General features: G+C 54.2%; 34 protein-coding genes. 12 read left to right on the top strand and 22 right to left on the bottom strand.

Translation table 11 applies throughout. The annotated features are described in order from the left end of the window. Positions 1-12: 12 nt before the first annotated feature. Entirely contained in the window at positions 13-1,026 is a 1,014-nt protein-coding gene (locus FAP39_RS07965) for a putative 2-aminoethylphosphonate ABC transporter substrate-binding protein (protein ID WP_246059011.1), read from the bottom strand. Positions 1,027-1,241: 215 nt separating this feature from the next. Here FAP39_RS07965 and FAP39_RS07970 point away from each other — a divergent pair, with 215 nt between their 5' ends. Next, positions 1,242-1,682: an ion channel gene (locus tag FAP39_RS07970; RefSeq protein WP_246059013.1), complete on the top strand. Its 441-nt coding sequence runs from the start codon at positions 1,242-1,244 to the stop codon at positions 1,680-1,682. A gap of 40 nt (positions 1,683-1,722) precedes the next feature. Then, the gene (locus tag FAP39_RS07975; protein ID WP_138015873.1) at positions 1,723-2,232 is read left to right on the top strand and encodes a DUF2478 domain-containing protein; all 510 of its coding nucleotides are present in this window, start codon (positions 1,723-1,725) and stop codon (positions 2,230-2,232) included. Here the strand turns inward: FAP39_RS07975 and FAP39_RS07980 are convergent. Together FAP39_RS07980 and FAP39_RS07985 are read right to left on the bottom strand one after the other, a co-directional pair. Next, positions 2,229-3,332: an AI-2E family transporter gene (locus FAP39_RS07980; RefSeq protein WP_138015874.1), complete on the bottom strand. Its 1,104-nt coding sequence runs from the start codon at positions 3,330-3,332 to the stop codon at positions 2,229-2,231. The genes FAP39_RS07975 and FAP39_RS07980 overlap by 4 nt on opposite strands. Before the next feature lie 108 nt (positions 3,333-3,440). Continuing rightward, on the bottom strand, positions 3,441-4,208 hold the full coding sequence (locus FAP39_RS07985) for a sulfite exporter TauE/SafE family protein (RefSeq protein ID WP_138015875.1): 768 nt from the start codon (positions 4,206-4,208) through the stop codon (positions 3,441-3,443). Positions 4,209-4,342: 134 nt separating this feature from the next. Between FAP39_RS07985 and FAP39_RS07990 the strand changes: the two genes are divergently transcribed. The 3 genes from FAP39_RS07990 (at position 4,343) to FAP39_RS08000 (ending at position 7,131) form a co-directional block, all read left to right on the top strand. Beyond that, positions 4,343-6,034: an acyl-CoA dehydrogenase family protein gene (locus FAP39_RS07990; protein WP_138015876.1), complete on the top strand. Its 1,692-nt coding sequence runs from the start codon at positions 4,343-4,345 to the stop codon at positions 6,032-6,034. 140 nt (positions 6,035-6,174) lie between these two features. Further along, on the top strand, positions 6,175-6,726 hold the full coding sequence (locus FAP39_RS07995) for a TetR/AcrR family transcriptional regulator (RefSeq protein ID WP_138015877.1): 552 nt from the start codon (positions 6,175-6,177) through the stop codon (positions 6,724-6,726). A gap of 3 nt (positions 6,727-6,729) precedes the next feature. Beyond that, positions 6,730-7,131: an META domain-containing protein gene (locus tag FAP39_RS08000; RefSeq protein ID WP_138015878.1), complete on the top strand. Its 402-nt coding sequence runs from the start codon at positions 6,730-6,732 to the stop codon at positions 7,129-7,131. On the opposite strand, the gene recO is transcribed toward FAP39_RS08000, so the two are convergent. The 12 genes from recO to folK all read right to left on the bottom strand — a co-directional run bounded on the left by recO (position 7,106) and on the right by folK (position 16,415). Further along, complete coding sequence (gene recO / locus FAP39_RS08005) at positions 7,106-7,837, bottom strand: DNA repair protein RecO (RefSeq protein WP_138015879.1); 732 nt, start codon at positions 7,835-7,837, stop codon at positions 7,106-7,108. The two genes, FAP39_RS08000 and recO, sit on opposite strands and share 26 nt — an antisense overlap. An 89-nt stretch (positions 7,838-7,926) precedes the next feature. After that, positions 7,927-8,259, bottom strand: coding sequence for a DUF1491 family protein (locus FAP39_RS08010; protein WP_138015880.1), 333 nt, complete (start codon positions 8,257-8,259; stop codon positions 7,927-7,929). After that, positions 8,256-9,161 carry a GTPase Era gene (era, locus tag FAP39_RS08015; protein ID WP_138015881.1) on the bottom strand — a complete coding sequence of 302 codons (906 nt, stop codon included), beginning with the start codon at positions 9,159-9,161 and terminating at the stop codon, positions 8,256-8,258. The genes FAP39_RS08010 and era overlap by 4 nt, the downstream gene beginning before the upstream one ends. After that, complete coding sequence (gene rnc, locus FAP39_RS08020; RefSeq protein ID WP_138015882.1) at positions 9,158-9,841, bottom strand: ribonuclease III; 684 nt, start codon at positions 9,839-9,841, stop codon at positions 9,158-9,160. Before rnc ends, era begins: the two co-directional genes overlap by 4 nt. After that, positions 9,838-10,674: a signal peptidase I gene (lepB, locus tag FAP39_RS08025; protein ID WP_138015883.1), complete on the bottom strand. Its 837-nt coding sequence runs from the start codon at positions 10,672-10,674 to the stop codon at positions 9,838-9,840. The genes rnc and lepB overlap by 4 nt, the downstream gene beginning before the upstream one ends. Positions 10,675-10,740: 66 nt before the next feature. Then, on the bottom strand, positions 10,741-11,148 hold the full coding sequence (gene acpS / locus FAP39_RS08030; protein WP_138015884.1) for a holo-ACP synthase: 408 nt from the start codon (positions 11,146-11,148) through the stop codon (positions 10,741-10,743). After that, positions 11,145-11,771 carry a LysE family translocator gene (locus FAP39_RS08035; RefSeq protein ID WP_138015885.1) on the bottom strand — a complete coding sequence of 209 codons (627 nt, stop codon included), beginning with the start codon at positions 11,769-11,771 and terminating at the stop codon, positions 11,145-11,147. The genes acpS and FAP39_RS08035 overlap by 4 nt, the downstream gene beginning before the upstream one ends. After that, positions 11,768-12,502, bottom strand: a complete 735-nt coding sequence (locus tag FAP39_RS08040) for a pyridoxine 5'-phosphate synthase (RefSeq protein WP_138015886.1) — start codon at positions 12,500-12,502, stop codon at positions 11,768-11,770. The genes FAP39_RS08035 and FAP39_RS08040 overlap by 4 nt, the downstream gene beginning before the upstream one ends. Positions 12,503-12,569: 67 nt before the next feature. Then, positions 12,570-13,238, bottom strand: a complete 669-nt coding sequence (locus FAP39_RS08045; RefSeq protein ID WP_138015887.1) for a DUF2062 domain-containing protein — start codon at positions 13,236-13,238, stop codon at positions 12,570-12,572. A 16-nt stretch (positions 13,239-13,254) separates the two neighbouring features. Beyond that, positions 13,255-15,399: a RelA/SpoT family protein gene (locus FAP39_RS08050; protein ID WP_138015888.1), complete on the bottom strand. Its 2,145-nt coding sequence runs from the start codon at positions 15,397-15,399 to the stop codon at positions 13,255-13,257. A gap of 25 nt (positions 15,400-15,424) precedes the next feature. After that, positions 15,425-15,778, bottom strand: coding sequence for a DNA-directed RNA polymerase subunit omega (gene rpoZ, locus FAP39_RS08055; protein WP_138015889.1), 354 nt, complete (start codon positions 15,776-15,778; stop codon positions 15,425-15,427). Between the two features lie 76 nt (positions 15,779-15,854). After that, positions 15,855-16,415, bottom strand: a complete 561-nt coding sequence (folK, locus tag FAP39_RS08060; protein WP_138015890.1) for a 2-amino-4-hydroxy-6-hydroxymethyldihydropteridine diphosphokinase — start codon at positions 16,413-16,415, stop codon at positions 15,855-15,857. 153 nt (positions 16,416-16,568) lie between these two features. On the opposite strand from folK, the gene FAP39_RS08065 reads away from it, so the two are divergent. Further along, positions 16,569-17,141 carry a LabA-like NYN domain-containing protein gene (locus FAP39_RS08065; RefSeq protein WP_138015891.1) on the top strand — a complete coding sequence of 191 codons (573 nt, stop codon included), beginning with the start codon at positions 16,569-16,571 and terminating at the stop codon, positions 17,139-17,141. 30 nt (positions 17,142-17,171) lie between these two features. On the opposite strand, the gene FAP39_RS08070 is transcribed toward FAP39_RS08065, so the two are convergent. Next, positions 17,172-17,621 carry a c-type cytochrome gene (locus FAP39_RS08070; protein WP_246059014.1) on the bottom strand — a complete coding sequence of 150 codons (450 nt, stop codon included), beginning with the start codon at positions 17,619-17,621 and terminating at the stop codon, positions 17,172-17,174. A 139-nt stretch (positions 17,622-17,760) separates the two neighbouring features. On the opposite strand from FAP39_RS08070, the gene ispH reads away from it, so the two are divergent. Genes ispH through rnhA form a run of 4 tightly spaced genes read left to right on the top strand, consistent with a single transcriptional unit; the run spans position 17,761 to position 20,368 of the window. Next, on the top strand, positions 17,761-18,711 hold the full coding sequence (gene ispH / locus FAP39_RS08075; RefSeq protein ID WP_138015892.1) for a 4-hydroxy-3-methylbut-2-enyl diphosphate reductase: 951 nt from the start codon (positions 17,761-17,763) through the stop codon (positions 18,709-18,711). Between the two features lie 13 nt (positions 18,712-18,724). Next, positions 18,725-19,336, top strand: coding sequence for a LysE family translocator (locus FAP39_RS08080; RefSeq protein ID WP_138015893.1), 612 nt, complete (start codon positions 18,725-18,727; stop codon positions 19,334-19,336). Next, positions 19,333-19,923 carry a class I SAM-dependent methyltransferase gene (locus FAP39_RS08085; protein ID WP_138015894.1) on the top strand — a complete coding sequence of 197 codons (591 nt, stop codon included), beginning with the start codon at positions 19,333-19,335 and terminating at the stop codon, positions 19,921-19,923. The genes FAP39_RS08080 and FAP39_RS08085 overlap by 4 nt, the downstream gene beginning before the upstream one ends. Continuing rightward, entirely contained in the window at positions 19,916-20,368 is a 453-nt protein-coding gene (gene rnhA / locus FAP39_RS08090; protein ID WP_138015895.1) for a ribonuclease HI, read from the top strand. Before FAP39_RS08085 ends, rnhA begins: the two co-directional genes overlap by 8 nt. A 20-nt stretch (positions 20,369-20,388) precedes the next feature. On the opposite strand, the gene FAP39_RS08095 is transcribed toward rnhA, so the two are convergent. The 4 genes from FAP39_RS08095 to def (FAP39_RS08110) are packed head-to-tail and all read right to left on the bottom strand — an operon-like array spanning position 20,389 to position 22,614. Beyond that, positions 20,389-20,625 carry a hypothetical protein gene (locus tag FAP39_RS08095; RefSeq protein WP_138015896.1) on the bottom strand — a complete coding sequence of 79 codons (237 nt, stop codon included), beginning with the start codon at positions 20,623-20,625 and terminating at the stop codon, positions 20,389-20,391. Positions 20,626-20,646: 21 nt separating this feature from the next. Further along, positions 20,647-21,558 (bottom strand): methionyl-tRNA formyltransferase, encoded by a 912-nt coding sequence (gene fmt, locus FAP39_RS08100; protein WP_138015897.1) that lies wholly within the window; start codon positions 21,556-21,558, stop codon positions 20,647-20,649. Then, on the bottom strand, positions 21,555-22,049 hold the full coding sequence (gene def / locus FAP39_RS08105; RefSeq protein WP_138015898.1) for a peptide deformylase: 495 nt from the start codon (positions 22,047-22,049) through the stop codon (positions 21,555-21,557). Before def (FAP39_RS08105) ends, fmt begins: the two co-directional genes overlap by 4 nt. A gap of 49 nt (positions 22,050-22,098) precedes the next feature. Next, positions 22,099-22,614, bottom strand: coding sequence for a peptide deformylase (gene def / locus FAP39_RS08110; protein ID WP_138015960.1), 516 nt, complete (start codon positions 22,612-22,614; stop codon positions 22,099-22,101). A gap of 100 nt (positions 22,615-22,714) precedes the next feature. Between def (FAP39_RS08110) and FAP39_RS08115 the strand changes: the two genes are divergently transcribed. Beyond that, positions 22,715-23,887, top strand: coding sequence for a MalY/PatB family protein (locus FAP39_RS08115; RefSeq protein WP_138015899.1), 1,173 nt, complete (start codon positions 22,715-22,717; stop codon positions 23,885-23,887). Between the two features lie 38 nt (positions 23,888-23,925). Here FAP39_RS08115 and FAP39_RS08120 read toward each other — a convergent pair whose 3' ends face one another. Further along, positions 23,926-24,279 carry a hypothetical protein gene (locus FAP39_RS08120; RefSeq protein WP_138015900.1) on the bottom strand — a complete coding sequence of 118 codons (354 nt, stop codon included), beginning with the start codon at positions 24,277-24,279 and terminating at the stop codon, positions 23,926-23,928. A gap of 170 nt (positions 24,280-24,449) precedes the next feature. Here FAP39_RS08120 and FAP39_RS08125 point away from each other — a divergent pair, with 170 nt between their 5' ends. Then, complete coding sequence (locus FAP39_RS08125; protein ID WP_138015901.1) at positions 24,450-25,424, top strand: glutathione S-transferase family protein; 975 nt, start codon at positions 24,450-24,452, stop codon at positions 25,422-25,424. Positions 25,425-25,462: 38 nt separating this feature from the next. Here the strand turns inward: FAP39_RS08125 and FAP39_RS08130 are convergent, their stop codons facing one another. Next, positions 25,463-25,852 (bottom strand): response regulator, encoded by a 390-nt coding sequence (locus FAP39_RS08130; RefSeq protein ID WP_138015902.1) that lies wholly within the window; start codon positions 25,850-25,852, stop codon positions 25,463-25,465. Positions 25,853-25,917 lie beyond the last annotated feature (65 nt).

A 25,917-nucleotide genomic window follows, 5' to 3' on the forward strand; every position in this document is an offset into this window, starting at 1 on the left:
CCGCCAATTAGCTTACTTTGGATCGGACTTTCCATCATATCGCGACTGCCACTCGCGCAGGATTGCCGCCCGATTGTTCGCCGCAAATTCAAAGTCGTTATCGATCATCGCCTCTTCTAAGCCCTCAGGAAAATGTTCGACAGGCTTGGCCACTCCGGGATACGCCACAACCGCATATCCAGAGTTATACATCTGGTTGGCCTCTTTGCTGACAGCAAAATCCAACAACTTCTGCGCCGCGTCCTGCTTATCGGTTCCGGCGATGATGCCCGCCGCTTCCATATCCCAACCGATGCCCTCGGACGGAACGATAATATCCAGAGGAGCCCCTGCTGCTTTGGACTTTGCTCCACGGAACGCAAACGAAATGCCGATTGGGATCTCGCCCGCGGCCGCAAGTTTGCAAGGCTTGGAACCTGAATGGGTATACCGCGCAATATTCTTGTGCAATCCATCCATATAGGCCCATCCACCCTCTTCTCCGAACATCTGGAGCCAGCTCGAGACATCCAAAAATCCGGTTCCAGAAGAGTTTGGGTTCGGCATAATCAAATGCCCTTTGTATTGCGAAGCCAGCAGATCAGCCCAAGAGGTTGGCGGAGTCAGCCCCAGTTTTTCTGCCTCGACTGTATTATAGCAAATCGAGGCCGCCCAAGCATCCATCCCAACCCAGCTCGGAATATCATCTGCGTCGACAAATTTTTGATTCAGGTGCTCAACGCCTTTGGGCGCGTACGGTTCAAGCATGCCTTCGGATTTAAGCAACAACAATGATGTCGCCGCCAACCCCCACACAACATCTGCGTGTGGATTGTTTTTTTCAGCCAACAGCTTGGCTGTCACGACGCCCGTAGAATCCCGAACCCAGTTGATTTTGATATCCGGATGTTGCGCCGTAAACGCTTCGGCATACCGAGATAGGTCTTCGGCTTCAATTGCTGAGTACACCAGCAACTCCGTTTCCGCCCCTGCCGCACCGGCCCAAATTGACGCTGCCCCAACCATTGCCAGAATTGATTTTTTCACGATCTTCTCCAAAAACTTGCTGTCCACAAGTCTCCCTGCCGGACATATGATTTATTTGTTTATTTTCAAAACGCTGTTTTTGCTGCATTTAATCCAATTTGTCTAGGTATATCATGCCTTACATCCCATCAGATGCCATTCCTCTCCCGCGCTATTGAATTACTGCGAGCACCGCATGATAATCAGTCCACACCTTCATGACACAGGAGCAAGCTATGTCCCTGCTACAACAGCTTTTTTGGGGATCAGCATTCCTTGGGATTTGCGCGGCGATCCACGTTGCAATGATCGGCTTCTTTTTGCCTTACATGACAAAACTGGACGGATTTCTGCTCAAACACGCCCCTCGGTTCCGCTCTACTGTGATGGCAGGGTCCGGTTTTATCCTGATCGCCATCTCGCATACCGCCGAGGTCTGGGTCTGGGCCAAGGCGCTGATGTTGCGCGGTGTCTTTACCGATTTGAACGAGGCGCTCTATTTTTCGTTGGTCACCTTTACAACGGTTGGCTATGGCGACATCACATTGGGCGAAGGTGCACGCATATTCGGGACTTTTGCAGGTGTTTCGGGCGTCCTGACAATTGGCATTAGCACCGCGTTTCTGGTCGCGCTTATGGGAAAACTTGTGCCCAAACCGTTGAGTGATCTCAAATAACCATGCCGACATTGGCACCAACCACATACAGGTCGAAAATATGAATATTGCGTATACGATGACCCAAGGCAAAGGTGATCTAGACAAGTTGCTTGCCGATTTTGCGTCAACCTTGGCTGCGCGCGGCGTGCGGACATGTGGAATCGTACAAATCAACACCGATTGCGATCTGCCCGAACACCGTTGTGATATGGATGTACAAGTCTTGCCCGATGGCCCCCTCATCCGCATCTCTCAGTTTTTGGGCCATCAATCCAAGGGGTGTCGGCTTGACCCTGCGGCCCTTGAAAACGCCGTTTTTGAAGTCGCACGCCGGATGCAGGATGACTTCGATGTTTTCATTCTAAACAAGTTCGGCAAACAAGAGGCGGACGGCCGGGGCTTTCGCGACCTGATCGCCGAAGCCCTATCGCGGGATGCTGTGGTCATCGCTGGTACGAATCCACTCAACGCGGAGAAATTCGAAGATTTCTCGGGCGGGATCGCCAAACAAATTCCACCAAAGCTCACGGATCTGCTGAATTGGTTTGACACCACGCAGGTTGACTAGGCACCGTCAGCGCCAGATTTGGGCAAGCCCGTCCGGGTGACCGGGGCCTCGCCCGTTTCTGTCAGCAAGATCGCAAGTGGGCGCGTCGTTTCAAACAACGCCAGAATGGTCATGATTGCCGACGTTAGCACCACCGACAGAATCGCCCCGACGGGCCCCCAAATCGCGGTCCACGCGGCCAACGAAATCATCACGATCACAGGGCTAATGTTCATACTACGCCCCATAAACCGGGGCTCCCAAAAATACCCGACGGCCACCTGCGCCCCCGACAAGGCCGCCAGCAATCCCAGCAACGGAAGAGACAGCCCGAATTGCCCCAAGGCAAAGAGCATGGGCAATGCCATCGCGATCCAAGACCCCACATAGGGGATATAGTTAAAGATCGCCGTGAGCACTGCGAAAAAGGCCGCAAACTCGACCCCGAACACCACCAGAATACCCCAACACAGCACCCCGAGCACCACATTGATCAGCGTTTTTGTCGTAAAATAGGTGCCAATTTGCGAGATGATGACATCAATGATGCCCCAGACATTTTCGCGCGCCTCTTGTGTCGGAAAGAGCGCCCGAATTTTTAGAGCCACGGTTTGCTTTTCGATCAAAAACAGAATGGCATACAAATACACCATCGCCATATAGCCCGCCGACCAAGACAGTGAGTTCAAAACATATCGGATGATGGCTTGAAGATTGATCGTATCAAACAGCAGCTTGTCCATGGACTGCCACGTCAGTTCGATCTCATAATCAAATCGACTCGCGGTATCAGACACAACACTAGACAGGCCGTCTACATATTCTGGCAATGCCCGAACAACAGGTTCCATATTGCGCGCGAAAAAGCCGACGCCACCCATCAGCAATACAAACAAGACCACAGAGGTCACCCACAACCGCAGCGGCCCTGGCACAATTTTTGAATACAACGGCAGTCGTTCAAGTTCGCGGGATATCCCGTTCATGAGGAATGCCAACAGTCCCCCCAGCACAATCGGCAATAGAATGGCCTGTGCCGCATTCAAAACCCAGCCAACCGCTATGATTGCAATCAACGCGAGGCTCACAGCCGACATTTTTTGATAACCTTTAGACGTCATCGCTTCCTCATGTGCAGTCTGCAAATACAGTTAAAGGTAATCAAGCAAAGTGTAACCAAGGAAATCCGTCTCCTGAGTGCATGGTCTCTGGAAGAGAATAAACCCAAGCTAGGTCAAAAGTGCTTTTCTAATCAAATTCGCCGCTGCCAGAGCCAAGACAATAAGCGTCGCTTTACGAAATGCTGTCTGATCAATCCGATCCTGCACTGTGCCCCCGACCCACATGCCCAGAATGGCAGATGGTACCAACATAACGGAAAACACCACAGTATCGCCATTCAACACGCCAGACCCAATATGGGCCACCGCCAACGCCACCGCTCCCAGACCGTATATTACTCCCTGAACGCGCATTTGCTCGGTTTTTTCCGTGTTCAGCGCGGTCAGATAAGCCACCGTCGGTGGCCCCCAGACACCCGACACGCCGCCGATCAACCCAGCGAAACCACCAATTCCAAATTCAAGACGTTTCGAAGGTTTCTGAAGGTGGAACCTCAGCCCCACTAACTGCATGATGGCAAACCCAGCCACCAGAACACCGATGATCAGCAACATGATATCCGTCGGCAGCACCCGCACGAACTGTGCGCTTATCAAAAGAGTGATCAGGCCCGCACCCAGAAACACGCGAAATTTCTGCATCGACTTGGCCGCCTGTGCGGGGCCTTGCCGCAAGGCTTGCATCCCGTTTGTTACCAAGGTCGGTACTATCAGTCCGGCCAATGCAAGCTCGGGCGCCAAAAAGTTACCCAGACCAGACACAAGGATCATGGGCATCCCGAACCCGACCAACCCCTTCACAACTCCTGCCACCAAGGCAACCGCCAAAGCTGCAAAAAGCGCATCAAGAGACATCAGAGAGAGAATGGTATCCATAAGGGTTCTTACGACCCGCAGCCAAAAGGTGCAAAACTTCCGTGCGCAACAAACATACTCATGCAAGTTATTTTAAGCATCAATATTGCGCTGCACCTGCAAAGTGATTATGTCACACTGCAGCATAATACGACATGATTCATGGCTATGACGGACAGGACCTGACGATGACAAAATTCGCTATTCTCCCCGACCTTCTTTCACTGACAGGCGCCGCTGTCGCTCCGGTCGAAGCTCTGGTCGCAACGGCCACCGACTCCGTGCGCACAACAGTCAGCGCCGACGGTCGCGTGTCGGGGGCCCTGATCGAAGAAAACCAAGGGTCTGCACATGGTTTGTCATGGCTGGCGACATACGGTCAGGCGCTCAAGCAAATGCAGGCATGGGCCGAGCGCCTGCAATCTGATGGTAAGTTTGGTGAAATTGAACAAATTATTCACCAGATCGCATTTGGCGAATACCTTGCCCAAATCAAGGGCGGCATCCCCATGAGCCAAGGCGAAATCCTGCGCGTGGCCGATATGGGCCTGTCGCAAGACGCCCTTGCCGTGATGTCTATCCCACAGATTGACACCTTGATCTCATCGGGCAACACCCAAGCCGCACGCACGCGTCTGGTTGAGTTGATGCAAGAGCAATCGGCGAATATCACCTTTGGTGCATCCGGCCTTGAAGAAGAGCTGGAAATGATCCGCGAGCAGTTCCGCCGTTTTGCCGTCGACAAGGTTCTGCCTCACGCCCACGAATGGCACCTCAAGGACGAACTGATCCCGATGGAGATCATTGAAGAGCTGGCCGAGATGGGGGTTTTTGGACTGACCATCCCCGAAGAGTTCGGTGGATTTGGCCTGTCCAAAGCATCCATGGTTGTGGTGTCCGAAGAATTGTCTCGGGGGTATATTGGCGTTGGGTCCTTGGGCACCCGCTCGGAAATCGCGGCCGAATTGATTATGTGCGGCGGCACAGACGAGCAGAAAAATCACTGGCTGCCCAAAATTGCCTCTGCGGAAATTCTGCCCACAGCCGTATTTACCGAGCCGAACACGGGTTCCGACCTTGGCTCGCTGCGCACACGCGCGGTGAAAACCGACGATGGCTGGGAGATCACAGGCAACAAAACCTGGATCACACACGCCGCGCGTACACATGTCATGACACTCTTGGCACGCACAAAACCTGACACATCCGATCACCGTGGCTTGTCGATGTTCTTGGCAGAAAAGACACCCGGAACCGACGAAAACCCGTTTCCAACCGAAGGCATGACTGGCGGCGAAATCGAAGTTCTGGGTTATCGTGGCATGAAAGAATACGAGCTTGGCTTTGATGGGTTCAAGGTCGACGCCGACAATCTGTTGGGTGGTGAAGAAGGCAAAGGCTTTAAGCAGCTTATGGAAACCTTCGAATCAGCGCGCATTCAAACGGCGGCGCGCGCGATTGGTGTGGCGCAATCCGCGCTTGATGTCGGGATGCAATATGCGATTGATCGCAAGCAGTTCGGCAAATCTCTGATCAATTTCCCGCGCGTATCCGGCAAGCTGGCCATGATGGCCGTGGAAATCATGATTGCCCGCCAGTTGACCTATTTCTCGGCTTGGGAAAAAGATCACGGCCATCGCTGTGACCTCGAGGCAGGTATGGCCAAACTATTGGGCGCACGTGTGGCGTGGGCTGCGGCCGATAATGGCCTGCAAATTCATGGCGGTAACGGTTTTGCACTTGAGTATACCATCAGCCGTATTCTCTGTGACGCGCGTATCTTGAACATCTTTGAAGGTGCCGCTGAAATTCAGGCCCAAGTGATTGCGCGCCGCCTTTTGGGCTAACGCATCACAACCATAATCATCGCCAAGGCTCTGCCACCGATTTGAGCCTTGGCGCGACAAGTGCGTCCTTTTTGCTGCATCTGCACAACGCGACAATGCTGCACTTGCACAATGCCCTGATACTGAACTAGGCATAGGGCATGTCTGCGACCCGTCTTTCCCCTGACAGCTGGATTCAGGCCGGCTTTGATGCGCTTTTTGCGCAAGGGCCTTCTGCGCTCAAGGCCGAAGCTTTGGCAAGAGAGCTTAAGACGACCAAGGGATCATTTTACTGGCATTTCAAAGACGTTCCCGCCTACCATGACGCGCTGCTTCAAACGTGGGAGACAACCTGTCTGGCCCGCTTCAATGCCATCAAATCCAGCGACGGTACTGCGGTGCAGCGCCTGCGACTGCTTGCGCAGATACTTGAGAATGACGGCACATCCGATACATCCATAAAAATCGAACCTGCGATGCGGTCATGGGCGCAGGAAAATCAAAAAGTTGCGGCCTCTGTCTCGCAAGTCGACAGCACACGCCTGACGGCACTCGATGAGTTGCTCGCCGAAATTGGCTTGTCCAACCCAGAGCTGTCGCGGATCATTTATGCCGCGAATCTGGGAATGGTCGAACTGTCTAAGCACGATGGGCAGGAAAATGCCGAAGCTCTGGGTACACTGGTAGATTTGATCCTCGCGCTTTATGAATAGCGCATGTTACGCATTCTTTTTGTACCGCTCCTCGCCATGGGTCTGACGGCCTGTAAAGACGATGAAACCGTCGCTGCTTATGACGGCGACAAGCTATGGCAATTGAGCGAACTCGATGGCACGGCTTTTACAGCGCAGGCGACATTGGAATTTGGCGCCGATGGCGCGGTCTCTGGCAACGCGGCATGCAACAGCTTTCGCACGGTACAAACAAAACCTTACCCTTGGATTGGCTTTGGTCCGATTGCATCCACCAAAATGGCATGTCCTGACATGGCCGCAGAAATACTGTACCTCAGCGCATTGCCTGAGATGTCCCAAGCCGAGGTGGTTGGGGATGTGATGATCTTGTCCAATGACGCAGGGCGGGAAATGGTGTTTAAGGCAATTGCGCCCGACGGTTAAGCAAATCCAAGAGCCGTCCGCGCGCATCTGGTACTGGTGTATGTCCCATTTGCGGCGCGACTTTCTGCTCTAGAAAAAATCCTGTTGTGTGCAAAGCTTGCACGATTTCCGCATCCGTGGCCTCGCCGGCTCCCAACATACACGCGGGCAACGCCAACAGTTTATCGGCCCACTCCCCCGCCCCTTGATCCGAGACAGCCTTGCCAGAACGCGGCGACACGTACCTAAGCCCTTCGGTCGCACCTGTGACGGCGCAAGCCCTAAGGTCCAGCCCAAACCCCATCTCCTCGAGCAAAGCCAACTCCCATTGCAGGTACGCCAAGGCCCAAACATCGTGATGGCCCAGCAGGTCGAGCAATTGCTCTGATCGATGATACAGCGCTTGGTGCGGCTCTCGCTCTGCCAGACAGAACCCGATCAACGCTGTGACCGCATTAAGCCCGGCCAGCGCATACCGATCGGAAATTACAGCCGCGCGGCTTCGGATGGGTTCTACCTTATAGCTGCCGATGTGATCCTCGAGACGTGCATGCCACGCGACATCTATCTGAGCCCCCGGTTGAATCACGGGGGTCATTTTCCGACTTGTGCCACCGCGCAACACGCCCGCATGGCGCCCATGCTCTCGGGTGAACACATCAAGGATCACAGAAGTTTCCCCGTGTTTACGTGCCCGTAGAACAAAGCCTTGATCGCGCCAATCCATCTAGAAACCCTAGAGCAATAATTTAAAATGCCAAGCGCGGTATCAGTGGGAAAATGCCAGCTACTTTTCTCATGTGCGAAGCAGCAGTATTAGTCCTTGAGCCCTGGTTCATCCAGCAAGTGGCGCCCCTGACGGTCCTCAAGTTCGATCACCCAAAGATCTGGGTCAAAGGCGCGCTGTTTTGAGATCGCCGCATCCACATCAGGTTCTGCGCCCTCGGACAGGACAACCCAGTTGCGCGCACCAGACATGAGGTCAAACGAGCGTTGATAGGCCGTCGCATTGCCATCCAGCGTGTTCAGCTTGATCAAGACTGCGCCCGCCGTATTGTCACCATGCGCCACGACAAAGGCAGGAATGCCCAATATCTCAAGCCGCGCCACATAGGCTTGGACCCAAAATTGCGCCGTCAGGCGTATCATGCATTGCCGTCTTTGAACGACAGACCCATTTCGGAATACCGCTCGGATTCCTCAAGCCAATTTGGCCGGACCTTCACCTGCAGGAACAAATGCACGCGGCGACCTAGAAATTCTTCCAACTCTTCGCGCGCGGCTTTGGAAACCGCCTTGATGGTCTCGCCTTTGTTGCCGAGGATAATGCCCTTGTGCCCGTCGCGCATCACGTAAACGAACTGTTCAATCCGCGCAGAGCCGTCCTTGCGTTCTTCCCAGCTTTCGGTTTCGACGGTCAACTGATAGGGCAGCTCTTGGTGCAGGCGCAGCGTCAACTTTTCACGTGTCATCTCTGCTGCAATCATGCGCATCGGCAGATCCGCGATCTGATCCTCAGGATACAACCATGGCCCTTGCGGCACTTCTTGGGCAAGCCACTGGCGCAACATCTCTGTACCGTGGCCTTTTTCGGCAGAAATCATAAAGGTTTCCGAGAATGGAAACAGATCATTCAACTTCTTCGTCAGACCAAGCAACACTTCGGATTGAACGCGATCAATTTTGTTAATCGCCAGCGCGATCTTGCGCCCTTTGCCGATGTCTTCGAGACCTTCAAGAATTTTTTGGACACCTTCGGTCACGCCGCGATGCGCCTCAACCAGAAGTACGACCACATCCGCATCCGCAGCACCACCCCACGCAGCCGCAACCATCGCACGATCAAGCCTGCGACGTGGGCGGAACAACCCGGGTGTATCGACAAAGACAAGCTGGCTTTCGCCTTCGATGGCGACGCCACGAATACGCGCGCGCGTTGTTTGTACTTTGTGGGTTACAATAGACACCTTGGCACCGACCATTCGGTTGGTGAGTGTCGATTTCCCTGCATTGGGTTCGCCAATAAGGGCAACAAATCCTGCGCGGGTCATGCGCTTTCCAATCTTGTCAGAAGGGCCTGAGCAGCGGCCTGTTCAGCGTGTCGCTTGGAGCCGGCAGACGCTTTTTCAGTCTCGCCATTCTCCAGTTGCGCCGCAATCGTAAAAATCGGCGCGTGGTCGGGACCACTGCGCGCGATAAGGTCATATTTGGGTGGTTTAAACCCACGGGCTTGCGCCCATTCTTGCAAAGATGTTTTGGCATCCCGTGCATCGTCATCAACCTGATGCACCCGCGCCCCCCACAGGCGCACAACCATGTCTCTGGCAGCATCAAAACCCGCGTCCAAATACACTGCCGCGATCAGGGCTTCCATCGCGTCGCCAAGCAGAGCAAGTTTGCGGCGCCCCCCAGAGAGCATTTCAGAGCGCCCCAACTTTAGAGCATCGCCAAGATCAATTTCGCGTGCGACGTCGGCGCAAGCTTCTTTGCGTACAAGGGCATTAAATCTTGGGGCCAGCTGGCCTTCGCGGGCATCGCGATCTTGGGCAAGCAAGGCCTCAGCCATCACCATGCCAAGCACACGATCGCCCAGAAACTCGAGGCGTTGATTGTCATCGCGCGTCGGCGACGACATTGACGAATGTGTCACCGCCCGCACGAGCAATTCAGGACGGGAAAATTTGTGTCCGATCCGCGTTTCAAGCGCCTTTAGGTCTGACGATAGTTTCACTTGACTGCCTTAAAGAAGCGATCAGAGCGCCATGTCCAAAAGGCAAACATCGACCGGCCTGCTGACGAGAACATGATGCGGTCGGCACGACCAATCAGATTTTCGAACGGGACATACCCCACGCCTCTGGCAACCTGTGGCACGCGGCTATCGGTGGAGTTGTCGCGGTTATCACCCATAAAGAAAAAGTGCCCTGCCGGAACAGTATATACACCTGTGTCATCCGACCCTTGGCGTCCGATATTCAGAATCGGATGCGACACGCCGCCGGGCAGCGTTTCAATCTGGCGGGACTTGAGGCATTTCCCCCCATCGCCCACCGGACCGTTTTCGCACCGTGGCCGCAAACCTTGCGGGCCTTGTGGTCCAGCCAGTTCTTCGAAGATGCCACCATCTTCGAGCTTCACTGGTTCGCCATTGATATTTAGAACACCTGCTTTGACTTGGATGCGATCCCCTGGCAGGCCAACCAGACGTTTGATAAAATCAAACCCTGTCGTCGGGTGCCGGAACACCACAACATCACCGCGGTCAGGTTCAGATCCGAACAGACGTGTATTGTCACCGTCAAACACGCCGCAAATATCTGTGGCGTCAATATTGATCCCGAATTGCGGCATCCGCACACTGGGGCAAGATGCATAGGAATACCCATAGGCCATCTTGTTCACAAACAAGAAGTCCCCAATCAACAACGTGTCTTTCATAGACCCTGACGGAATCCAGAACGGTTGAAAGAACAGAGACCTGAAGATGCCTGCGATCAGCAATGCATAGACGATCGTTTTTACTGTCTCGACAATGCCGCTCTGCTTTCTGGCCTCGGTTGCCATCGTGTATTCTCCGGTTGGAATTTGGGGTTACATGCGGGTCACAACGCAGGGAGTCAACCCGCTGCCCTATTCAACAGATATAGGACGGGCTTCGATCACGACAAATGCCTGTGCCCAAGGGTGATCATCGGTCAAGGTGACGTGGATTATGGCATCATATCCGTCTGGCGTCATATCCTTAAGCCGCTCGGCGGCCCATCCCGTGACCTGCATCACGGGCTGCCCCGTGCGTAGATTGGTGACAGACATGTCTTTCCAACTGATCCCCATGGCCAATCCTGTCCCCAACGCCTTGGAGCACGCTTCTTTTGCGGCCCACCGTTTGGCATAGGTTCCGGCTTCGTCTCGACGCCGGGCGGCCTTGGCTTGTTCAACATCTGTAAACACCCGATTGCGAAAACGGTCTCCGAACCGCTCCAACGTGCCTGCAACCCGATCAATGTTTGCTAAATCTGTTCCAATCCCGAGTATCATTGCAAGCGCGCCGTCAAAATCTTGAGACTGGCAAAACCGAAAAAGCCAGCAAACACGAAATCAAACCAACGCTGTGCCCGCGCATATTTTCGAACGACCCGCTCCGAGGAAAACAAAACCGCATAGCCCAAAAATATGATGATCGACCCGCCGTACAGAAGTGCAAAATAGCCAAGCAGCATACCCGTCGTGGCATCAGCGGGCGCAATTATCGCATAGATTGACCCCCAACTCAGGATCGCCTTTGGATTTGTCAGGTGAATCGCGGCCCCCTTTGCAAACAGCGCCCTAAAGGATCCTTGAAATGGCGTGCCCATAGGGCCAGTTACCGAAGGGGCCACAGCGCGTTTTAGGGCTTTGAATGCCAACCAGCCCAAATAGGTGGCCCCAAAATATCGGATCACTTCGAACACCCAAGCATTGGCGAGCATGATTGCGGACAACCCCAGCGCGGCCGCGATGCCCCAGCTTGCAGACCCCGCCAAAATACCCAAAGCAAAGGCAATCGCTTGGCGTCGCCCCACCGACATTGCCGTGCCGGCAATGCCCATCGTTGCCGGACCTGGCGATCCGCCAGCCAACATCCAAGCCAACCAGATCGCGCCGAATTCCGCCGAGATCAAGCCCGCGCCTCGTTCATAAGGCGCCGCATCTCTTGGATTGCAGGTTCGAGCCCTGAAAAGATCGCCTCGCCGATCAGGAAATGGCCGATGTTCAGTTCCATGATTTCCGGCAGCGCCGCAATCGGTTGCACCGTATCAAACGTCAGCCCATGCCCTGCATGCACTTCAAGCCCAAGCGAATGGGCATAGGTCGCCATTTCGGTGACCTGGCGCAGCTCTGCATCTCTTTTGTCGACATCGCCCTCGGCGTGGAAATCGCAATAGGCGCCCGTGTGCAGTTCGATGATATCCGCACCAATCCGATGAGCCGCTTGAATTTGCGCTTGATCTGCTCCGATGAAGATCGACACGCGGCTGCCTGCCTCGCGCAGGGGGGCGATATATGCCGCCAGCTTGTCTTCGTCACGCACAACGTCCAAACCGCCTTCGGTGGTACGTTCCTCGCGCTTTTCGGGTACGATACACACCGCATGCGGTTTATGCCGCAATGCAATCTCTTGCATTTCATCGGTTGCCGCCATTTCAAAGTTCAACGGCACGCTCAGGGCCTGCATAAGCGCGGAAATATCAGCATCGACAATATGGCGGCGATCTTCGCGCAAATGCGCTGTGATCCCGTCGGCACCGGCTTGTTCAGCCAATTTGGCCGCGCGTACGGGATCAGGGTAAGCCCCACCACGAGCATTTCTCACAGTGGCCACGTGGTCGATATTCACACCAAGACGCAACATTTCTTTGCTCCCAACTTCGTTCGAGTCGGACCCTAAAGCGCAAAACTTGTTGTGAAAACCGCTTTCTTCAGCTCTCGGCATCTCGGTTGCTTGCATCACGCGAAATTTGGTCGATTGCCTTCTTGCGCGCCTTGGCAATTTTCTTCCTCACCATCGCGGCACGCCGCTTTTGATAGGCTCGGATCACTGGGACACTAAGATAGTAACAGACCGTCGCTGTCGCAATTCCGGGAATAATCCCACCAATCAGATACGGAAAGAACACCTCGTGAAAAAACACCTTGAGCGCAGTCCAGTCCGCGACCTGGTCGGAAAACAGCGCCAGAAAATTTTGCCACAAGTCGGCACCTGCATAGGCGAATTTTGCCCCTAACGATTGGTGCGCACCCTCATGAAATTCCGTCCCCAATAGAAAGTGTCCGGTTTTCAGCGACACAATTCCGATCGGCACATAGGTCAGCGGATTGCCAAAAAATGTGCTCAGCAATGCCGCGAGCAAGTTGCCCTGCACCGCGCGCGAAACCAACGCGGCGACAATAAAATGCAATCCATAGAACGGCGTGAAGGTCGTAAAGACCCCTGCCCAAACACCGCGCGCAATGAATTCAGGCGTTCCCGGAAGCCGGCGCAGTCGATGTTTTACGTAATGGAACGCCCTCGTCCAGCCACCCTTGGGATAGACTCCATCTGCAAGGATCTGCAGAATGCTTCTCTTGTCCCGGCGCTTGAAGACCACGTGTGTGGCTCCCTTGTTATTGCGGCTGACCCGCGATGGACGTTCTTGCCCGCGACATATCCCGATGTCTTTCGATCTGGGCCACGTCACTTTCCGCTTCAAGCGCGAGCATTACAGAATGCAAATGCTCGGCGTCACGCAAGTCGACGTGGATGAAAAGACGAAAGTAATCCGGTTTTCTGTCTACGAACTCCAAGTTGGAGATATTTGCCTTATGCTCTCCAATCAATGTGCAAATACGTCCCAGTACCCCAGAGTCATTCCCGATCGTCAACTCGAGGCCAACGGTATAGATCGCCTGATGCTTTCCACTGTGCCATTGCAGATCGACCCAACGCTCCGGCTGGTGTTCATATTGGCTTAACGCTTCGCAATCGATCGCGTGCACCACGACGCCTTCGCCGCGATAGGTAATACCAACAATCCGCTCTCCCGGAAGAGGTTGGCAACAGGGCGCACGATCAAAGCTTTGATCGCCCGACAGACCAACCACAGCCTTTTCCGAGGTGATTTCGTCGCTCTCGTCTGGCACCAAATCCGGATAGACCGATTGCACGACATCATGTCCGGTGAGCTCCGCGCTGCCCATACGCGCCAAAACCGCATCCGCATCATCCAACCGCAGTTGTTTGGCCGCCATCGCCAATACCTTATCTGTCGATTTCTTACCGACATGCTCGAATGCGGCCCGCGCCAGTTCGCGACCCAGCTTGATATAGCGTTCCCGGTCGACTTCGCGCAGGGCACGGCGAATGGCGGTACGCGCCTTACCCGTGGTGGCAATATCCAGCCATGTGGCCTGCGGTGTCTGGCCTTCGGCGGTGATAATTTCGACCGATTGGCCATTCTTGATACGTGTCCACAACGGCACGCGCATATGGTCAATTTTGGCCCCAACGCAGGCACTACCGATGCGGGTATGGATCGCATACGCAAAATCCAACGGTGTCGCCCCACGTGGCAACTTGACCACATCACCCTTGGGCGTAAAGCAGAACACCTGATCCGAATACATCTCAAGCTTAACCGCTTCGAGAAACTCGTCGTGATCTTCCTCGGCGTCAAACTGCTCTGTGAGTGAGCTCACCCATTTGACAGGATCGACGGCAAACGGGTTTTCGCCGCGCACACCATCTTTGTAGGACCAGTGGGCGGCCACACCGGTTTCAGCCACATCATGCATTTGACGCGTCCGAATCTGTACTTCGACACGTTTGCCATCTCGGCCGGACACGGTTGTATGTATTGACCGATATCCGTTGGATTTTGGTTGGCTGATATAATCTTTGAAACGCCCCGGCACAGCCCGCCAACGTTGATGGATCGACCCCAAAACACGATAGCAATCGTTTTCGTCCTGCGTCACGATCCGAAATCCATAGATATCCGAAAGCCGACTAAACCCTTGATCCTTCTGCTGCATTTTCCGCCAGATCGAATATGGTTTTTTCGCCCGCCCCAGAACATCCGCCTGGATGTCTTGCTTGGCCAATTCGTGCTGCATGTCTCCGGTGATCCGCTGAATCACGTCTCCGGTTTCTTTTTGCAGCGTAATAAAACGGCGCATAATCGACGCACGACCCTCAGGATTCAAAACCTTAAAGGCCAAATCCTCAAGCTCTTCACGCATCCATTGCATGCCCATCCGCCCCGCAAGAGGCGCATAGATATCCATGGTTTCACGCGCTTTGATGACCTGCTTTTCCGAACGCATCGCGCGGATCGTGCGCATGTTATGCAACCGGTCCGCCAGCTTGACCAAAATAACCCGAAGGTCTTTGGACATCGCCATAAACAGTTTGCGAAAGTTTTCGGCCTGCTTGGTTTCCGTGCTGGACAGTTGCAGGTTGGTCAGCTTGGTCACGCCATCGACCAGCATGGCCACCTCGTCACCAAATAACTCCGCAACTTCGGAATACGAGGCGTCGGTGTCTTCAATGGTATCGTGGAGAAGTGCCGTAATGATCGTTGCGTCGTCAAGCTGCTGCTCGGTCAAAATGGCGGCGACTTCGATCGGGTGAGAGAAGTACGGTTCACCAGAGTGGCGATATTGCCCCTCGTGCATCTCGCGGCCATAATCATAGGCCGCGCGGATCAGTATTTCATTGGTCTTTGGGTTATAGGCGCGGACCAGTGCGACAAGATCGTCAGCAGGAATCATTCACGCCTTCCCTAAATTGGCGGGTTTAGCCTTGGCCTTGTGCTTCCATAAGCGCACGCAGCAGTTTTTCTTCGGACATGTCGTCATCCGCAGGCGCATCAGATTCAGCCCCCATCAACAAGGCCATGCGATCTTCTTCAGGCTCGTCAACTTCGATCTGTGTCTGGTTGCTTTCGATCAAACGCTCGCGCAGTTCATCCGCAGTCTGCGTTTCGTCTGCAATTTCGCGCAGGCTTACAACTGGGTTTTTGTCGTTATCACGATCCACGGTGATCGCAGCGCCTGCTGCGACTTCACGCGCACGATGTGCCGCGAGCATAACAAGCTCAAAACGGTTTGGAACCTTGTCTACGCAATCTTCAACTGTGACGCGGGCCATCTGGCACTCCATTCTATCTGGATCGGATCAGAAAACGAGTATCTAGGCGGGATTGCAAGCCATGACAAGCACTGAATCACAGTGCTATGACCGCTTTTCGATCACTTTCTGGCAAGTCTGCCAACATTTCGGCGACACTGCGCCCTGTTTCGGGATGCACCCAGTCTGGAATTATATCATTTAGGGGCACCAAAACAAAGGCCCGGTCAGCCAGACGCGGGTGCGGCAGAATCAATTGTTCTGGCGTGGCTCGGACTTGTTCTTCTAGCGCAAGATTGCGCCAATGCGCGTGGACTTCGGCGTTGGGCAAAACCAAATCCCCAGCCGCGATCAAATCGATATCAAGGGTACGCATGCCCCATCTCTGATCTCTGGCGCGGCCAAATTGCGCTTCGACGTCATGCAGTTCTTTCAACAAATCCTTGGCGGACATTTTTGAACGCACCGTAATCGCAGCATTGACATAGTCGGGGCCGGCGCCCGCAGGAAAACATGGTGTTTCGTAAAATCGACTCACCTGACAGATCTCAATCCCCTTATGCTTCAGAGCAGATATCGCACCGCGCAGGGTCTCATCCGGTGCCCCCTCATCGGACGGCAAGTTTCCTCCTAGAGCTAAAACATAGAATTCATTCATCTTTTTTCTACTTTTTAAAAGTTAGCGTCAAATCCGCGCAGCAAACGCTTGAAGGTCGAGATATTTGCTTTACGTTATATGTCCTGTCGCGCCTACCATTTTTACACTCACGGGACGTTCCACAGCGCGGCAGTATTAGGAAGGACATTATTTATGTTTTACAAAGACGAACGGCTTGCGCTGTTCATCGATGGATCGAATCTGTACGCAGCGGCGAAGTCGCTGGGGTTCGACATCGACTATAAGTTACTTAGGCAAGAGTTCATGCGGCGTGGCAAAATGCTGCGTGCTTTCTATTACACGGCCCTTCTGGAGAATGACGAATATTCCCCAATTCGGCCGTTGGTGGACTGGCTGCATTACAACGGCTTTACCATGGTGACCAAACCGGCCAAAGAATACACGGATTCCCAAGGCCGCCGCAAAGTCAAAGGCAACATGGACATCGAGCTTGCGGTCAATGCAATGGAGCTTGCACCTCACGTCGATCACATTGTGCTGTTTTCCGGCGATGGCGATTTCCGGCCTCTGATCGAAAGCCTGCAACGTCAGGGCGTGCGTGTATCGGTTGTATCGACTATTCGCAGCCAGCCACCCATGATTTCTGACGAACTTCGCCGCCAAGCCGACAATTTCATCGAACTTGAGGGCCTGAAAGAAGCCATCGGACGCCCACCTCGTGATCCGATGCCAGATCGCGAAATGGCGTACTCTGAAGAACACTAAGATGAAAACCGGAGCCATGCTCCGGTTTTTTTAGTTGCGGGCGTTATGCATTTCGACAACGCGCTCGGGCCATGTGCTTTTGATATAGGCCAAGACGTCCAGAATTTCCTGATCAGTTAAAGCATCCGAGAAGCCGGGCATATCGCTTTGATATCCCTGTCCCACCACTTTTGCCGTGCCAAATTTTGTGATTTTGAACAGCACCGAATCTGGATGATGCCACGTATGACCCGATGCATCATGCGGCGGTGCGGGCATGCGTCCATTTTCCTTTGGAGCGCGCCAATCAGGTTCCCCCTCGAGCTCTGCGCCATGGCAACTGGCGCAATTTTGATCATACAACACCTGACCATTCTGAACGCTCACCGGATTTTGATAAGGCAAGAAACCGACTCCGGCCTCGGCACTGGCTTGCGTTACCCCCACGCACACAAGGATAGCCGCCCAACCGCATTGGGTATATTTCGTTACAATTCCCACGACATCTTCCTTTTTCAAGACTCTGGCAACAGTCCATACAACCTTCTAGTAGCAAGAAGCATATTCACAAATACGCGATGCTTCTATGGACGTGAATGGCGCAAACCCTTACCTGTTAGCCAAGACCAGAGGACACCATATGACACGCACTCCATTATCCATCTACCTTGCGGCCCCGCGCGGTTTTTGTGCCGGCGTCGATCGCGCGATCAAGATCGTTGAAATGGCTCTCGAGAAGTGGGGCGCGCCGGTATACGTGCGCCATGAGATTGTTCACAACAAATTCGTCGTTGACGGATTGCGAGACAAGGGTGCGGTCTTTGTCGAGGAGCTTTCGGATTGCCCCAACGATCGCCCGGTCATCTTTTCCGCGCATGGTGTCGCCAAGGTTGTTCCAGCCGAAGCCGAACGCCGCGAAATGATCTATGTGGATGCCACCTGCCCTCTGGTGTCCAAGGTGCACATCGAAGCCGAACGCCACTCTGAGGCAGGGTTACAGATCATCATGATTGGCCACGCGGGCCATCCGGAAACGGTGGGCACCATGGGGCAATTGCCTGAAGGCGAAGTTTTGTTGGTGGAAACCGAAGCAGATGTCGCGCAGATCGAGGTACGCGACCCCACAAAATTGGCGTTTGTGACGCAGACAACGCTGTCGGTTGATGACACGATCGGCATTGTTGCCGCGCTCAAGTTGCGCTTTCCTGCGATTGTCGGCCCCCACAAAGAGGATATTTGTTACGCCACGACAAATCGCCAAGAAGCCGTCAAAGCTATTGCCCCAAAAGTAGACGCCATTCTCGTGGTGGGCGCGCCGAACTCATCAAATTCCCGACGTTTGGTCGAGGTCGGCGCCAACAATGGCTGTGCCTATTCCCAGTTGGTCCAAAGAGCCCAAGACATAGACTGGCGCGCTCTTGATGGCATCAAATCCATTGGAATTACCGCTGGGGCCTCTGCCCCCGAGGTATTGGTGGACGAAGTCATTGAGGCCTTTCGCGCACGTTACGATGTGACCCTCGAACAAGTTGAAACGGCTGTCGAGCGCGTCAGCTTCAAAGTGCCCCGCGTGTTGCGCGAAACCACTTAAGGAAATCGACAACATGTCACTCCAGTTTCTCATTACTGCATTTGTTGTGGTCATCGCACCGGGAACAGGCGTGATTTACACCTTGGCGATGGGGTTGGGTCACGGCAAGCGCGCTGCGATTTGGGCTGCTCTGGGTTGTACTGTCGGGATTGTCCCCCATCTATCGGCCGCTACCCTTGGGCTTGCTGCGGTATTGCACGCCTCTGCGCTGTTGTTTCAGACACTAAAGTTCGCGGGCGTTGCCTATTTATTATATCTGGCGTGGAAAATGATCCGCGAGAGCGGTGCCCTTGCCGTCACAGGGGATGTCACGCCACAAACCGGCATGCACATCGCGCGCCGTGGGGCATTGATAAACATTTTGAACCCGAAATTGTCCGTGTTCTTTTTGGCGTTGTTGCCCCCGTTTTTGTCCGGCACGCCAGACACAGCCACACTTGAGATGGCCCAGTTGGGCGCCGTATTTATGGCAATGACCTTTGGCGTCTTCGTCCTGTATGGCCTATTTGCCTCGCACGCGCGCACGTTCCTGTTGGAAAGCAAGCAGGTCATGCGTTGGCTCAACCGAAGCTTTGCCGCAATCTTCGTGGCACTTGCAGCCCGCTTGGCGGCGGAGCGCGCATGAGTGACCGAGAAACCCTTAAGGTTTATGACGCACAGGCGCATGAATACGCAGCACTGACCGAAAGCGAGGCGCGAAACACCCAGCTTATGGCGTTTATCGAGCGCCTTCCGACCAAGGCGCATGTGCTGGATTTGGGCTGTGGCCCCGGGCATTGTGCCGCAACAATGGCACAGGCTGGAATGATCGTGACGGCCACGGATGCATCGGCCGAGATGGTGACATTGGCAAACGCCCATGATGGTGTCTGCGCCAGACAAGCCACCTTTGACGATTTGGTGGAACACGCCACGTATGATGCCATTTGGGCGAATTTTTCGCTCTTGCACGCGCCGCGTGCAGACATGCCCAGATATCTCGCGGCATGTGCGTATGCTCTCAAACCAAATGGCGTTTTCCACATCGGCCTCAAGCTGGGCGATGGCGAAGCGCGCGATGCCTTGGGACGGTTTTATACATACTATTCTCAGGATGAATTGCTGGGCCTTTTGCAGACGGCGGGTCTTACAGTGATAAATATTCAGACCGGACGCACAAAAGGGCTGGACGGCACCATGGCAGATTGGATAACCGTGACCTCCCATGGTTGAGATTATTGCATATACAGATGGCGCGTGTTCCGGCAATCCAGGCCCAGGTGGCTGGGGGGTGTTGATGCATGCCAAACAAGACGGCACCCTGCTTAAGGAACGCGATCTTTGCGGGGGATCGGCCGACACCACCAACAACAAAATGGAAATGCTCGCCGCCATTATGGCGCTGGAAACACTGGACAAACCCAGCAAAGTGACTGTTGTGACCGACAGCGCCTATGTGAAAAATGGCGTAACCGGCTGGATCCACGGCTGGAAACGCAATGGCTGGAAGACATCCAACAAGAAGCCCGTGAAAAATGTCGAGCTGTGGCAACGGCTTGATGCGGCTCAGGCGCGCCACGATGTGACGTGGAAATGGGTCAAGGGCCACGCGGGGCATCCAGAAAATGAACGTGCGGATGAACTGGCACGTGCGGGTATGGCCCCGTTCAAATCATAACATCACAGACGATTTTCGGGTTATTTTCGATAGTGTGTGGGCACAATCACCAGCGCCCCGACCGATGACAAGATCGCATTCATTCCGGGGCTGCCAAAGCCAATATTGAACATACGGCTGACCATAAAAAACAAGAATGCCCCCCCCACGCAAATGATGATTGATGGCACATACCCATTGCGCGTGAACCCTGATTTTTCGGACGCATACCCAATGATGCCTGCAATGATGACCGTGCCAAAAAACGTAAAGAACATGGAACCCTCGTTGATAACAGGCTAGAGCGCGATTTGCGTGCCTTGTGCCACTGGGAAGCCTCGCAAGAAGACCTCTGCATCCTGCGCTCCCTTGCCAGCTTTTTGCAAGCGCAACAATTGCACGGCGCCCTCGGCACAGCCCACAGTCAACGTATCATCCAGCACCATTCCCGCGGGACCCGCGCTTTGCGCAATACGCGACGCTAAAATTTTGACCCGCTGACCATTGATTTCACACCATGCGCCCGGAAATGCGGACAAACCACGAATTTGCCGATCGACCTCGACCGCAGACGCAGTCCAATCGATACGCGCCTCGGATTTATCGATTTTATGCGCATAGGTCACGCCTGCGTCAGGCTGAGACACCGCGACAAGCGCATCCAGTTGCCCAAGCGCCGTGACAATCGCCTGCGCCCCCATCACCGACAGCCGATCATGCAATGCGTCTGTGGTTTCGGTTGGCGCAATGTCGGTGTCTTCACACAGCAGAACCGGACCTGTGTCCAGTCCCGCTTCCATTTGCATGATGCAGATGCCCGTTTTGGCGTCTCCGGCCATGATAGCCCGATGAATGGGGGCCGCGCCGCGCCACCGTGGCAATAGGCTCGCGTGAATATTCAAACAACCACGCGTCGGGGCATCAAGAATGGCCTGCGGCAAGATCAACCCATACGCCACCACAACAGCAATATCTGCGCCCAGCGCATCGAACTCGGCCTGTTCTTGTGCCCCCTTGAGAGACACGGGGTGACGCACATCTAACCCCAGCTCGAGGGCGCGGGCATGCACTGGCGTCGGTCGGTCCTTTTTACCACGCCCTGCAGGACGCGGAGGCTGGCAATAAACAGCTGCAATCTCGTGACCGGCCTGTACCAAGGCATCAAGAACGGGGACCGAAAACGCGGGCGTTCCCATAAAGACCAGCTTCATTGCAACTTCCTCGCCTTTTTGATCAGCATTTCGCGTTTGGTGCGGCTGAGATGATCAAAATACATTTTGCCATTGATATGGTCGATTTGGTGCTGAACGCTGGTCGCCCATAATCCGACAAAGTCTTTTTGCGCCTCTGCGCCGGTTTCATCCATATATTTCACCGTGAGCGCACGCGGTCTTGATATCACCGCCGATACGCCGGGCAAATTCGGGCTTGCCTCTTCGTGCTGGCGCGGCTCGATGGAGCGGTGCAATATTTCAGGGTTCGCCATACGAACCGCTTTGCCGCGTTCTTCGCTGGCATCGACAACAACAAGCCGCAGCATCACACCGATCTGATTGGCACCCATCCCTACTCCGGGCATGGCCTCCATTGTGTCTATCAAATCTTGCCAGACCTGACGCACCTCGTCAGTGATCTCGTCGACCTTGGCCGAGGATGTGCGAAGCCGCTTGTCAGGCCACGGAATACACTTGCGAACTGTCATGGTGACCTCCTGTGGTGCGGGGCATACACACCGAGCAGTTGATTTGAAATCATGCGCTGCGCGCGCGCTCTCGTTTCATCTTTTGGGATTTTCGGGTCATCATCTGACGCTTCATCGGGCCAAGATAGTCAATGAACAGCTTGCCATTCAGATGGTCAATTTCATGCTGCACACAGGTTGCCCACAATCCGTCGAAATCTTTTTCCTGCGGTGTCCCGTTTTCATCCAACCAGCCCACACGCACCTCAGCGGGGCGCGTCACTTCGGCAAATTGCTCTGGGATCGACAGACAACCTTCTTCGTAGGTGTTCAGATCCTCCGAAGACGACAAGACTTCCGGATTGAACATCACCATCGGCTCGGGGTCACCATCTTTGATACAATCCAGCACGATCAATCGCTCGAGAACGCCAACTTGAGGCGCAGCCAGTCCAACGCCGGGGGCATCATACATGGTTGCAAGCATATTCTTGGCCAAAGCACGTAAATCATCGCTCAGATCAGGGACGGCAGTGCAGACCTTTTTGAGACGCGGGTCGGGGTGTATGAGAATGGGCATAAGCATGGCCTTCATCTAGGACAAGCCGCCATTCAGTGCAACGCCCCTTGCAACGCGCGCGCATTTCGCTAGCGTCTGCGCGACAAAGACAACAGGAAGACATACCATGAGTTTTGACGAAATCATCAACCGCTTTGGCACGCATTCCGTAAAATGGGACATGATGGAGAAACTCTATGGTGTACCTGCCGACGACGGTTTGGCCATGTGGGTGGCGGATATGGATTTCCGCCCGCCCGCCTGTGTCACCGACGCGCTCAAGGGTATGACCGATCACGGCATCTATGGGTATTATGGTGACGAGACAGGTTATCGCGCTGCAATATGCTGGTGGATGCAGGAACGCCATAACTGGGCGGTCGACCCCAGCCATATTTTCACCACCCACGGTTTGGTAAATGGTACCGCGATCTGCGTCGATGCATACACCCAACCCGGTGACGGCATCGTGCTGTTTACACCCGTATATCATGCCTTTGCGCGGGTGATCCAAGCCGCTGGCCGTGAGGTGGTTGAATGTCCGCTGGCCAATGTGGCTGGGCGATACGAGATGGATTTCGACGCCTATGACGCCATGATGACCGGCAACGAAAAAATGGTCATTCTGTGCTCACCCCACAACCCGGGCGGTCGCGTCTGGACACGCCAAGAGCTTCAGGATGTCGCCGATTTCGCCAAACGGCATGATCTTATTCTCGTGTCCGACGAAATTCACCATGACCTTGTGTATCCCGGCAACACGCATATCGCGATGCCCTTGGTCGACGACAGCATTCTGGACCGGCTGGTGATGATGACCGCCACCACCAAGACCTTTAATATCGCAGGCAGCCATTCTGGAAACGTCATCATCCCCGATGATGCATTGCGCGCACGTTTCGCAGCTCGCATGGCGGCACTCGGATTGTCGCCAAACTCTTTTGGACTTTATATGGCCGAAGCCGCCTATAGCCCAGAGGGGGCCAAATGGGTGGATGGTCTGGTTCAATACCTAGATGGAAACCGGAAAATTCTGGATGACGCGCTCAATCGTATTCCCGGGGTAAAATCCATGCCGCTAGAGGCGACCTATCTAAGCTGGGTCGACTTTGCAGGCACCGGCATGGCTGAATCCGAAGTGTTGGAGCGCGTCCAAAACACGGCACGGATCGCCCCAAACCACGGTTATACCTTTGGTCAAGGCGGCGACACATTCTTGCGTTTCAACATCGCAACCCCCCGCGCCTTGGTCGAACAAGCTGCAGAGCGTCTAAAGGATGCGTTTTCCGACCTTCAGTGATCTAACATGATGCCCCGCGATCGCGGGGCATCATGCTTTCAGGTTTGATCCGACAACAGCGCAATCGGGGCATTTTCGCCACGATAAAAATCAAGCGGAGCACGATCCGCAGCCGCTGTAGATCGTTTGAAATCATAATGCATAAGATCACCATCTTCTTCAGATGCCACGATCAGACATTGGTAGATGTGGCGGCCGCCATCAAACAGGTCAACCAGCCCACGCAAATGCGGGGCATCCTCTACATCCAAGGTAAAGCCGTCTTCGCGAAACTTGAGAACGCGAAAACTACGGCCATTTGCTTCGACACGCATCTTGCTCGCTTTTTTCAAGCTTTTCTTGCGGGCGTTGTCCAGTCCAGCCTGGACGTCTTTTGGCAAATATGTGGTCACAAGCGCCTCCATTCCTAACCGTAGGGTTGGCGACCATCCGATTCTGGTCAAGCCATGTTTTCATGACATCCCGATATATGTGCGTGTGCGCGCAAGTGACTTGCGCTGTGTTGCGTTTAAAGCGCACCTGCTCTGAGCTATGTTACAAGCAAGCGAAAAGGAGATACGCGATGGGGCTCTTGGTGGACGGAACTTGGACCGACGCTTGGTATGATACCAAAAACAACGGCGGAAAATTTGTGCGCGCAGCATCACAATTTCGCAACTGGATCACGCCCGACGGATCAGCCGGACCATCAGGGGGAGACGGGTTTCAGGCACAAAGTGGCCGATATCATCTGTATGTGTCTTATGCCTGCCCGTGGGCGCATCGCACGCTGATCTTTCGGTCCTTGAAAGGTCTCGAACCTCACATCAGCATCTCGGCCGTACATCCCGAAATGCTTGGGGATGGCTGGACCTTTCAAACCGATACAGACGGGGCCACGGGGGATACCCTTTATCAAAAGGAATTTGCCCACCAGATATATACGCGGGCCGACCCCGCCTATTCGGGGCGCGTGACGGTCCCTATTCTTTGGGACAAAGAGCGTAACACGATTGTCTCAAATGAAAGCGCCGAAATCATCCGCATGTTCAACAGTGCCTTTGACGCGGTGACAGGCAACACCACGGACTATTGGCCCGAAAACGATCGCAACGCCATCGAAGACGTGAATATGCGCATCTATGACACCTTCAACAATGGCGTCTACAAGTGCGGGTTTGCGACCAGTCAAGCCGCCTATGACACTGCGATTGGTCCACTTTTTGATACGTTGGATTGGCTCGAAGAACGTCTATCGCATACGCGCTATCTCATGGGTGCACGTCTGACCGAAGCCGACTGGCGTCTATTCACAACCCTCATCCGATTTGATCCTGTGTATCACCTGCACTTTAAATGTAATCGCAAACGCTTGATCGATTACCCCAACCTATGGGCGTATACCCGTGATCTGTTCCAACATTCAGGGGGCGCGCAGACTGTGAACTTTGCCCATATTGTCCGCCATTATCATTTCAGCCATGACACGATTAACCCGTACAGGATTATTCCGATCAATCCCGATCTAGACCATTGGGCGCCGCATCACAGAGGTTAGAACACGTCGCCAAAATCTGCGGATGGGGTTGAAATTTCTTACGAGGTTTTCACCTCACCCGGCACATCGTCAGGCATACCGTAATGTGCCACCATCGCCGCCAAATCTTCTGGCGGCGTGCCTGTTTGCACAAACGCACATGCATTTGCACTGTGATTGAAAATCGATCCATCGGAAAAGAACGAGGTGTTGGTGACAAAGATCACACGTGCGTCAGGTCGCCGGTAACTGGCAAAGTCCGCAATGGCCAGCGCGCCCCCTTCTTCCAAGACCAGATTCACAACCAAAATATCATAGGGCCGCATACACAGGGCGCGGATCGCGCTGGATTGTCCGTCTACCCGATCAACTTGGGCACCTTGGCGCTGAATATACCGTTGCCAGATTCGGCCCAAGTCCGGGTCTGTCTCGACAATCAGAACGCGCATGTGTTTCCCCTGATGAATTTCCGCACAAACCCGCTGGCTCGGACGGAACGTGGCGATCTCTAAAA

The organism is Shimia litoralis (assembly GCF_005518135.1).
In the GTDB taxonomy this organism is placed as follows: domain Bacteria; phylum Pseudomonadota; class Alphaproteobacteria; order Rhodobacterales; family Rhodobacteraceae; genus Shimia_E; species Shimia_E litoralis.

What these genes read in the sequence shown, in the direction of transcription:
- FAP39_RS07970 (WP_246059013.1), top strand. Translation starts at nt 1,242, where the DNA reads ATGTCCCTGCTACAACAGCTTTTTTGGGGATCAGCATTCCTTGGGATT.
- FAP39_RS07975 (WP_138015873.1), top strand. Translation starts at nt 1,723, where the DNA reads ATGAATATTGCGTATACGATGACCCAAGGCAAAGGTGATCTAGACAAG.
- FAP39_RS07980 (WP_138015874.1), bottom strand. Translation starts at nt 3,332, where the DNA reads ATGACGTCTAAAGGTTATCAAAAAATGTCGGCTGTGAGCCTCGCGTTG.
- FAP39_RS07985 (WP_138015875.1), bottom strand. Translation starts at nt 4,208, where the DNA reads ATGGATACCATTCTCTCTCTGATGTCTCTTGATGCGCTTTTTGCAGCT.
- FAP39_RS07990 (WP_138015876.1), top strand. Translation starts at nt 4,343, where the DNA reads ATGATTCATGGCTATGACGGACAGGACCTGACGATGACAAAATTCGCT.
- FAP39_RS07995 (WP_138015877.1), top strand. Translation starts at nt 6,175, where the DNA reads ATGTCTGCGACCCGTCTTTCCCCTGACAGCTGGATTCAGGCCGGCTTT.
- FAP39_RS08000 (WP_138015878.1), top strand. Translation starts at nt 6,730, where the DNA reads ATGTTACGCATTCTTTTTGTACCGCTCCTCGCCATGGGTCTGACGGCC.
- recO (WP_138015879.1), bottom strand. Translation starts at nt 7,837, where the DNA reads ATGGATTGGCGCGATCAAGGCTTTGTTCTACGGGCACGTAAACACGGG.
- FAP39_RS08010 (WP_138015880.1), bottom strand. Translation starts at nt 8,259, where the DNA reads ATGATACGCCTGACGGCGCAATTTTGGGTCCAAGCCTATGTGGCGCGG.
- era (WP_138015881.1), bottom strand. Translation starts at nt 9,161, where the DNA reads ATGACCCGCGCAGGATTTGTTGCCCTTATTGGCGAACCCAATGCAGGG.
- lepB (WP_138015883.1), bottom strand. Translation starts at nt 10,674, where the DNA reads ATGGCAACCGAGGCCAGAAAGCAGAGCGGCATTGTCGAGACAGTAAAA.
- acpS (WP_138015884.1), bottom strand. Translation starts at nt 11,148, where the DNA reads ATGATACTCGGGATTGGAACAGATTTAGCAAACATTGATCGGGTTGCA.
- FAP39_RS08040 (WP_138015886.1), bottom strand. Translation starts at nt 12,502, where the DNA reads ATGTTGCGTCTTGGTGTGAATATCGACCACGTGGCCACTGTGAGAAAT.
- FAP39_RS08050 (WP_138015888.1), bottom strand. Translation starts at nt 15,399, where the DNA reads ATGATTCCTGCTGACGATCTTGTCGCACTGGTCCGCGCCTATAACCCA.
- rpoZ (WP_138015889.1), bottom strand. Translation starts at nt 15,778, where the DNA reads ATGGCCCGCGTCACAGTTGAAGATTGCGTAGACAAGGTTCCAAACCGT.
- folK (WP_138015890.1), bottom strand. Translation starts at nt 16,415, where the DNA reads ATGAATGAATTCTATGTTTTAGCTCTAGGAGGAAACTTGCCGTCCGAT.
- FAP39_RS08065 (WP_138015891.1), top strand. Translation starts at nt 16,569, where the DNA reads ATGTTTTACAAAGACGAACGGCTTGCGCTGTTCATCGATGGATCGAAT.
- ispH (WP_138015892.1), top strand. Translation starts at nt 17,761, where the DNA reads ATGACACGCACTCCATTATCCATCTACCTTGCGGCCCCGCGCGGTTTT.
- FAP39_RS08080 (WP_138015893.1), top strand. Translation starts at nt 18,725, where the DNA reads ATGTCACTCCAGTTTCTCATTACTGCATTTGTTGTGGTCATCGCACCG.
- FAP39_RS08085 (WP_138015894.1), top strand. Translation starts at nt 19,333, where the DNA reads ATGAGTGACCGAGAAACCCTTAAGGTTTATGACGCACAGGCGCATGAA.
- rnhA (WP_138015895.1), top strand. Translation starts at nt 19,916, where the DNA reads ATGGTTGAGATTATTGCATATACAGATGGCGCGTGTTCCGGCAATCCA.
- FAP39_RS08095 (WP_138015896.1), bottom strand. Translation starts at nt 20,625, where the DNA reads ATGTTCTTTACGTTTTTTGGCACGGTCATCATTGCAGGCATCATTGGG.
- fmt (WP_138015897.1), bottom strand. Translation starts at nt 21,558, where the DNA reads ATGAAGCTGGTCTTTATGGGAACGCCCGCGTTTTCGGTCCCCGTTCTT.
- def (WP_138015898.1), bottom strand. Translation starts at nt 22,049, where the DNA reads ATGACAGTTCGCAAGTGTATTCCGTGGCCTGACAAGCGGCTTCGCACA.
- def (WP_138015960.1), bottom strand. Translation starts at nt 22,614, where the DNA reads ATGCTTATGCCCATTCTCATACACCCCGACCCGCGTCTCAAAAAGGTC.
- FAP39_RS08115 (WP_138015899.1), top strand. Translation starts at nt 22,715, where the DNA reads ATGAGTTTTGACGAAATCATCAACCGCTTTGGCACGCATTCCGTAAAA.
- FAP39_RS08125 (WP_138015901.1), top strand. Translation starts at nt 24,450, where the DNA reads ATGGGGCTCTTGGTGGACGGAACTTGGACCGACGCTTGGTATGATACC.
- FAP39_RS08130 (WP_138015902.1), bottom strand. Translation starts at nt 25,852, where the DNA reads ATGCGCGTTCTGATTGTCGAGACAGACCCGGACTTGGGCCGAATCTGG.